Origin of the sequence: Microcystis sp. LE19-195.1E (assembly GCF_027532095.1) — a bacterium.
Classification (GTDB): Bacteria; Cyanobacteriota; Cyanobacteriia; order Cyanobacteriales; family Microcystaceae; genus Microcystis; species Microcystis aeruginosa.
In genome coordinates this window covers 22,246-29,681 of the sequence record NZ_JAPZSZ010000254.1, presented here as the reverse complement: position 1 = coordinate 29,681, position 7,436 = coordinate 22,246, and the positions used below count along the sequence as shown (strand labels likewise).

At 39.5% G+C, this 7,436-nt stretch carries 9 protein-coding genes; 6 read left to right on the top strand and 3 right to left on the bottom strand.

Annotated elements, in window-relative coordinates; all coding sequences use genetic code 11:
- The 3 genes from O9300_RS14295 to clpS form a co-directional block, all read right to left on the bottom strand.
- The coding region (locus O9300_RS14295; RefSeq protein WP_287972309.1) for an ammonium transporter at positions 1-1,162 on the bottom strand (1,162 nt) is incomplete at its 3' end.
- A gap of 52 nt (positions 1,163-1,214) precedes the next feature.
- Complete coding sequence (locus O9300_RS14290) at positions 1,215-2,045, bottom strand: CPBP family intramembrane glutamic endopeptidase (protein ID WP_287693288.1); 831 nt, start codon at positions 2,043-2,045, stop codon at positions 1,215-1,217.
- The gene (clpS, locus tag O9300_RS14285) at positions 2,038-2,325 is read right to left on the bottom strand and encodes an ATP-dependent Clp protease adapter ClpS (RefSeq protein ID WP_002738526.1); all 288 of its coding nucleotides are present in this window, start codon (positions 2,323-2,325) and stop codon (positions 2,038-2,040) included. Before clpS ends, O9300_RS14290 begins: the two co-directional genes overlap by 8 nt.
- A 198-nt stretch (positions 2,326-2,523) precedes the next feature.
- On the opposite strand from clpS, the gene O9300_RS14280 reads away from it, so the two are divergent.
- From O9300_RS14280 to O9300_RS14255, 6 genes are all read left to right on the top strand, one after another.
- Entirely contained in the window at positions 2,524-3,024 is a 501-nt protein-coding gene (locus O9300_RS14280; protein WP_287732973.1) for a hypothetical protein, read from the top strand.
- Positions 3,025-3,180: 156 nt separating this feature from the next.
- Positions 3,181-3,378: a hypothetical protein gene (locus O9300_RS14275; protein ID WP_002755355.1), complete on the top strand. Its 198-nt coding sequence runs from the start codon at positions 3,181-3,183 to the stop codon at positions 3,376-3,378.
- 3 nt (positions 3,379-3,381) lie between these two features.
- Positions 3,382-3,648, top strand: a complete 267-nt coding sequence (locus O9300_RS14270) for a type II toxin-antitoxin system RelE family toxin (RefSeq protein WP_287732972.1) — start codon at positions 3,382-3,384, stop codon at positions 3,646-3,648.
- A gap of 174 nt (positions 3,649-3,822) precedes the next feature.
- Positions 3,823-5,976 carry a tetratricopeptide repeat protein gene (locus tag O9300_RS14265; RefSeq protein ID WP_502846398.1) on the top strand — a complete coding sequence of 718 codons (2,154 nt, stop codon included), beginning with the start codon at positions 3,823-3,825 and terminating at the stop codon, positions 5,974-5,976.
- Between the two features lie 298 nt (positions 5,977-6,274).
- On the top strand, positions 6,275-6,520 hold the full coding sequence (locus tag O9300_RS14260; RefSeq protein WP_002796015.1) for a UPF0175 family protein: 246 nt from the start codon (positions 6,275-6,277) through the stop codon (positions 6,518-6,520).
- Entirely contained in the window at positions 6,517-6,993 is a 477-nt protein-coding gene (locus O9300_RS14255) for a PIN domain-containing protein (protein WP_002760063.1), read from the top strand. The genes O9300_RS14260 and O9300_RS14255 overlap by 4 nt, the downstream gene beginning before the upstream one ends.
- Positions 6,994-7,436 lie beyond the last annotated feature (443 nt).

Sequence of the window (7,436 nt, the reverse complement as noted above, 5' to 3'; positions counted from 1 at the left end):
CCCAAAAACCACAAAAAAGATGTACTGGAATTGCTCCCACTGGATCATCAATTACTTTAGTTTTAATTAATAATTCTTCTCCTAATAAGATAATAATGCCACTAATGCCACCGATGATAATAGCTGATTTGATATTAACATAACCTGATGATGCCGTGATCCCCACTAACCCTCCTAAAATGCCATTAATAATTGTGGATAAATTGGCTTTGCGGCCAATTAAAGGATTAAAAATTAATGCCAAAAATCCCCCAGCGGCAGCGGCAATCATCGTGGTGGTAATTACCATGGGGACATCATTCAAATTTACCGCCGAACCACCATTAAAACCAAACCATCCTAACCAAAGAATGAAACAACCAAGAGTTGCAAATCCTAACTGATGGGGGGCAAAATTTCCCCTTTCTTTTTCTTCATAACGATCGGTTTTGCGATTATAACCAAAGCGTCCATCTCTCGGTTTTAGTAACCAAGCACCCACTAATCCAGCCATTCCTCCCACCGAATGCACCACCGTTGAACCAGCAAAATCTCGAAACTTAAATAAGTTATATAACCATCCTTCCGATGACCAAATCCAATGTCCAGTAAGAGAATAAGAAAAAGCGACTAAAAAGAAACTAAATAGCAAAAATGCCCAAAATTTAACCCTTTCTGCCACTGCTCCCGATACAATGGTCGCCGCAGTTCCCGCAAAAGTTAATTGAAAGAAAAATAAAGTGGCAATTGAAAGACCTTTCCACACCTCTTGGAATTGACTGTATTCATTATTAGGGGTTAAAATTTCCAAGAAAAATCCTGTACCGCCAGAGAAACTATTCCTTAGTGCTGATGTATTACCAAACATTAAACCGAAACCAAACATCCAATAAGCTAAGGCAGAAATACAGAAGACAATTAGGTTTTTAGCTAAGACATTAGTGGCGTTATTAGTACGACAAAAACCCGTTTCCAGCAGGGCAAAACCCGCATTCATAAAGAATACTAAAGAGCCAGCTATTAACATCCAGAGATTAGCAACTAAATCCACAGTAGAATTATTTAAATCTTGTGCTGTGACTTTGCCTACACCGATCAACAGCATGACGATAAGAGAGAAACAAAAAGATAGGATATTACGCAAACGCGGGCGATATTCTAGAAAAGATAATAATCGATTCATCGGCTATAACTCTCATGGGCAATTTCCCCTTTATAGTAATTGATTTAATCCCCTATCGTTCACTCAAAACCGCTTTTTTTCTGATCCAGATAGCGAGAATTGTCAGGAAAAGTAAACCCATCACTCCCGCTAAAGGATTTTTATCGATTCCAGTTAACCAATCGGGAACAGTACCAGTGTATTTAATTAACTGACCCACATTTAATATATAGTATGCCCAGATTAAACCCGCGTGCAGACCGATACTTTTACCCAAACTACCACCACAGGCGCGTTTTGCCCAACCGAGAATCAATCCTAGCAAGACTAAGGCAGGAAATTGGGGAAAAGTGCGGATAATTTCGGCTAAAGGTTTAATAAAGTGGGTAAGAGCGAAAATTAAGGCACTAATCACTAGAGCGATAGCGGGACGATAATCCTTTTCTAATTCTCCCAGTAACCAGCCCCGAAATAGCAATTCTTCGGCGAAACCCACCGCTAAAGCGACTAAAAACCCCTCCAGGATGATTTTGCTGATCTGGGGATTTGCGGGTAAGAAATTTAACCAACCTAGGAACGCTTGGGACAGAAAAAGCGAGAAAGTGAAAAATAAACCGATCGCCAACCCGTTAATTAACTCGATCGGCGTTTTTCTTCGCCAAATCAACCCATAATCGGCTAATCCCTCATCGCCATAAATTGTCCGTCCCCACCAATGGGATAACCCCAAAAATTCCAGATAGAGAACAGAAAGGGTCAAAATTGAGACAAGATTAGCATTAGTGGCAAAAAAGTGATAGAGGGGAAGTGCGATCGGCAACCAGAGAAAAAGTAAGAGCAAAATAAAAATTCCCAGTCGCAGGGGGACTGGGTAAGTGGCAATTACCCGCAATCTTTTATTCATCGGGTTCGATACTGCTGGTTAAACCTTTATTTTTCAAGGTTTCACAGTAAAATTCCGCGTGTTCTTGGATGCAGGTAATCACCAAGGCTGTACCATTCGTGTGCGCTTCCATCATGATATCAACTGCTTGGGGTTGCGTCATACCGGCGATCGTTTGCATTAAACTCTGAACCACATACTCCATCGAGTTAAAGTCGTCATTGTGGAGTAAAACGCGATAACGCGGTGCTGGTTTACGGATTGTCGCTGTGGAACGCTTTTCGATGACTTCTGTGGACACCGTGTCTCTCCTTTGAATCTATATCACAAATAAAGGTCAATTACTAATGATCATAATCAAAATTTCCAGATTGAGCTAGGCTTTTTCAGCGATCCGTGAGGGGTTGGGTGTTGGGGAGTGGGGGGCAGCCAAAGGAATGACATTTCTAGATGGATAGATCATAATTAAATTAACCCTGTAATTTAACCTTATTTCTCTATGTCTGCTGGCGAATTACAAAATCTCGATAAAAATATTCAACGCTTGAAAGAACAATTAGCGGGAATCCGCGATGCGTGGACAGGTGCGCGTCCAGAAGATAAAGTTCTTTTGCAGCAACGCATAAACGATAAGCGCATAGAAATTAAAAAATTGGAACGAGAAAAATGGGATTTAGTCGCCAGCGAGAGTCAAGAAGCATCTTTTCCTGATGCCGAGGTAATGGTAGCAGAAATTGTCACAGAATTGACGGCAATTACCGCAGAACCACCCCCTGAACTTGCTTCTGTACAAATCTTAGAATTATTAAACCAAATTCTAGCTAAACTCAATCAACCAGAGCGATCAGCAGCAGCCAAATTAAAAGCGGCCATATCTACTATACCTCCTTTTGTTTCCCTGACTTACGAGGCGGAATTAGATACTGAGTCAACTTTTAAGCGTTATTTTCCCACATTTAATCGTGCGATTGCAGGGGTGAAAAATCGGCTAAAAAAGTAAGTATTCCCTCTAAAAGCTTGGCCGGTATCGATCGGACAATTAATATTAGTCAATCAGGAATTGGTAATACACAGAACAACATCTTTAATCTGTGAAAACCAAGCCTAGTAAATGTTATCATTGAAAATAGTTATTATCAAAGACAAGAGGTAATTTATGTCAGAATTGCAAGCAGAAGCGTTAAAACCAATATTAAAAGAGTTACTCTATGAGTTATTAATACAAGAAAAGGATTTACTAAAAGAGTTAATTTATGAAGTGCTGGAAGATACGGCCATGGCTAGGGCAATTCAAGAGGGAAAAGATAGTAACAATGTCAGTCGTGATGAAATTTTGACTCTGTTAAAAGAATAAGAGATGAATATTGAATTTCGTAAAAGCTTTGAGACAGATCTACGCAATCTCAAAGATCGTAAAATTAAGCGACAAATTCAGGCAATTATTGAGGAGATAGAATCAGCCAAAAGTTTAACCGAGTTGCGTAATGTCAAAGCGATTCAAGGGTATCGAGGATTTTATCGCATTCGGATTGGGGATTATCGTCTTGGTTTATATTTAGAGCAAGATATTGTCGCCTTGGTTCGTCTTCTACACCGAAAGGAAATGTATCGTTATTTTCCTTAAAAACCTCATTAATATTAATTTAATATTAGATTTATGTTGAGCAAAGATAATAATTTTTAGAGAGAATTAAAAATGAAAATCAATATTGAGCAAGATGGAAATGATAACAATCAAAATAATACTTTTAATCTGAATATTCCCGAACCAAAAGAACGTCAAGCTGTCCCTAGTAATGTGGGCAAAAGTACGGTTAATTTTGTCGGGAGGGAAGATGAGTTAACCTTAATTCATCAGCAATTGCAAACAGAACAAGGGGTGATTGTTTGTGCGGTGGAAGGGTTAGGGGGAATAGGAAAAACCGCTTTAGCTTTGGAATATGCGAAACGATACCAACAGGAATACGCGGCACAATATTGGTTATCCTTGCGACTATCGGGTTTAGCAGAAGAAATAGTTAAATTAGCTGGTCCCTATCTATCTTTACCAGAAATATTGAAAAAAGAATCTTTAGAAAAACAAGTGGACTGGTATTGGCAAAATTGGCTACCTCAGCAGGGAAAATTATTATTAATTCTCGATGATGTCCCCAATATCGACAGAATTCCCGATCGAATGTTACCAAAAGATTCTAGGATTAAGATATTAGTCACCACTAGGGAAAGGTGTCTTAGTACGGAATTTCAGTCTATAGCTTTAGATGTTTTACCCTTAGATAAATGTGTAGAATTATTAACCAAAATTGTTGGTACTGCTAAAGTTGAGCAAGAAAAAGCTTTAGTAGAACAGATTTGTCACGAAATTTTAGGACGCTTAACCTTAGCAGTGGAGTTGGTGGGGGAATATTTAGCGAAAAATCGTCATTTAAAGTTTAGCCATTTACGCGATAAATTAAATTTAGCTCATACTGCTTTAACCAAGGAAAGAAACCACAGAGATTATGGACATTTAGGGGTAGCAGCCGCAATTAAAATCAGTTGGGATGATTTAAGTTTTGCTGTTCAAAAAGTGGCAATGCTGTTGAGTTTATTCGCACCGGTGGCTATTGCTTGGACGTTGCTAGAAGATACGGCAAAATCCACAGAAATTACCGAAAGCGAACTAGAAGAAGCGCGGGGACAATTGGATAATTCTCATCTGATGCAACCCGTGGATGAGGACTATTCTTTTTATCGGATTCATCCCCTCGTGAGAGAATTTTTTCAACGGCAATTACAGGAAATTCCTGAGAAAAATTCTCTTTATCGATGCGCTTTTGTGGAAACTTTGTTAACCATTGCCGAAAATATCCCGCAAACCCCCACAAGGGAGATTATTGCAGCGGTAACTCCCGCAATTCCCCATCTGCAACTTGTCAGTCAAACCATGTTAGATGATATTCCCAACCCGGAAGATAATTTAATTCAGGTGTTTCTTGGGTTAGCTTTGTTTTATAAGGGACAGGGAGAATATGATTTAGCAGCAGTTACCTTAACAAAATGTTGTGAAGAAATCCAATCTCGCTTAGGAGAAAACCATCCAATTGTTGCTGACATTCTCAATAATTTAGCAGTGTTATATGAATTCCAAGGCAGATACGCAGAAGGAGAACTGTTGTGTAAGCACTCCCTTTCTCTGATAAAAAAGCGATTAGGAGAAAAGAATCTCGATTTTGCTATTAGGCTCGATAATTTAGCGGGATTATACTGCTGTCAAGGCAAATACGCAGAAGCAGAATCGTTGTATAAGCACTCCCGTTCTCTGATAAAACAGCTATTAGGAGAAAAAAACCTCTATTTTGCTAACATTCTCAATAATTTAGCAGAATTATACCTCAGCCAAGGCAGATACATAGAAGCGGAACCCTTGTGTAAGAGATGCCTTTCTCTGATAGAACAGCTATTAGGAGAAAACAATCTCGATTTTGCTACCAGTCTCAATAATTTAGCAGAATCATACAAATACCAAGGCAGATACGCAGAAGCGGAACCGTTGTATAAGCGCTCCCTTTCTATGCGGGAACAGCTATTAGGAGAAAACCATCCCGATGTTGCTACCAGTCTCAATAATTTAGCGGTATTATACAAATACCAAGGCAGATACGCAGAAGCGGAACTGTTGTATAAGTGCTCCCTTTCTATGCGGGAACAGCTATTAGGAGAAAACCATCCCGATGTTGCTAACAGTCTCAATAATTTAGCAGAATTATACAAATACCAAGGCAAATACGCAGAAGCGGAACCGTTGTATGTGAGAGCTATTGCTATTTATCAAGAAAGATTACGAGAAAATCATCCCGATACCCAAAAAGTAAGGCAAAATTTTATGATTCTGTTGTCGCGATTATCCGATGAAGAATTACAGCAAAGATTCCCCGATGAGATAGTTAATCTCTTAAAAAGTATCAGGTAGGTAAAAAAATATATATCTCCTTCCCCGGTTTTACTGGGGAACGCTCAGTTTCCGGGAGATCCTAACCAAGCTTCTCAATCTTCTAGTTCAGAAAAATCGAATAAAGCTGCTGCCTTCCTTTAAATACGCGCAAACACGCACACTACAATAGTCCTATAGTCCTACTGCCAGTATGAAGCCATCTCAGGGGTTTGGGATTGTTTCGGATGGATGCTAATGGAACATTTTGCTAATATGGAATTGGATCAGAAGTGAAAGTTAACTGTTAATCGGAATGTTATTGTTCAGGAGAAAAATCATGAGTCTTACTATCTCTGATGAAATTTTATCCCTAACTCGGATGTCAGAATCTGAGCTAAAACAAGAAATTGCCATCATGCTTTTTCAAAAGGAAAAGCTGACGCTTGGACAGGCTAGTAATTTAGCAGAAATGAATCAATTTCAATTTCAAAATTTACTAGCAAGTCGCCAAATTCCTCTTCATTACGACCTTGAAGACTTAGATGCTGATGTCAAGACCTTAGGCAAACTAGGCAGATTATGATAGTGGTTAGTAATACCTCACCCATTAACAATTTAGCATCTGTCAATCAGCTAAATTTACTACAGCAACTCTACGAAAGCATCATTATTCCTGAAGCCGTTTATCGAGAACTGACTACCGTTCCCGTCGCCGGAAGTCAAGAAGTTCAAACCTTGTCTTGGTTCAAAAAACAAAATATAACCAATACAAAACTTGTCGAAAATCTTAATCTTGAAGTCGATAGAGGGGAGGCGGAAGCAATTACTCTTGCTCTTGAAATAAACGCCGAACTTCTGTTAATAGATGAACGTCTAGGTAGAATTGTTGCTTCACGTCTAGGGATTGAGTTTACCGGAGTATTAGGAGTTTTACTTGAAGCTAAAAGTAAGGGGTTAATTGCTCAAGTTAAACCATTACTTGACCATTTGCGTATTTCTGGATTTTGGATGAGAGAGCAACTGTATAATCAGGTTTTAAATCTAGCTAATGAATAAAATGCGCTCTCATACTAAATCTGGTTATTAAAAACTGATTATTTATTCCCACTTTTGCCTCTTGCCTCTTGCATGAGTGCCTGTCCTCATAAGTAGGGTCTGCTGAAAAAGTTTTTCCTGGGGGTAGGAGTCGGTCGTCGGTCGTCAGTAGCCGGTCGTCAGGAGACAGGATTCAGGAGACAGGATTCAGGAGACAGGATTCAGGAGTCAGGATTCAGGATTCAGGATTCAGGATTCAGGATTCAGGAGATTATTTTTATTTATTCCCCCCACACCCCACACCCTACACCCTACACCCCACACCCTACACCCTACACCCCACACCCCACACCCCACACCCCACACCCCACTATCCTATACTTTTTAAACAGGATTTAGTATGACCCTACCAGCCTAAAAATAGCAAAAAACCCGGTGGGAAAATCTCCCCACCGGGTCAAAAA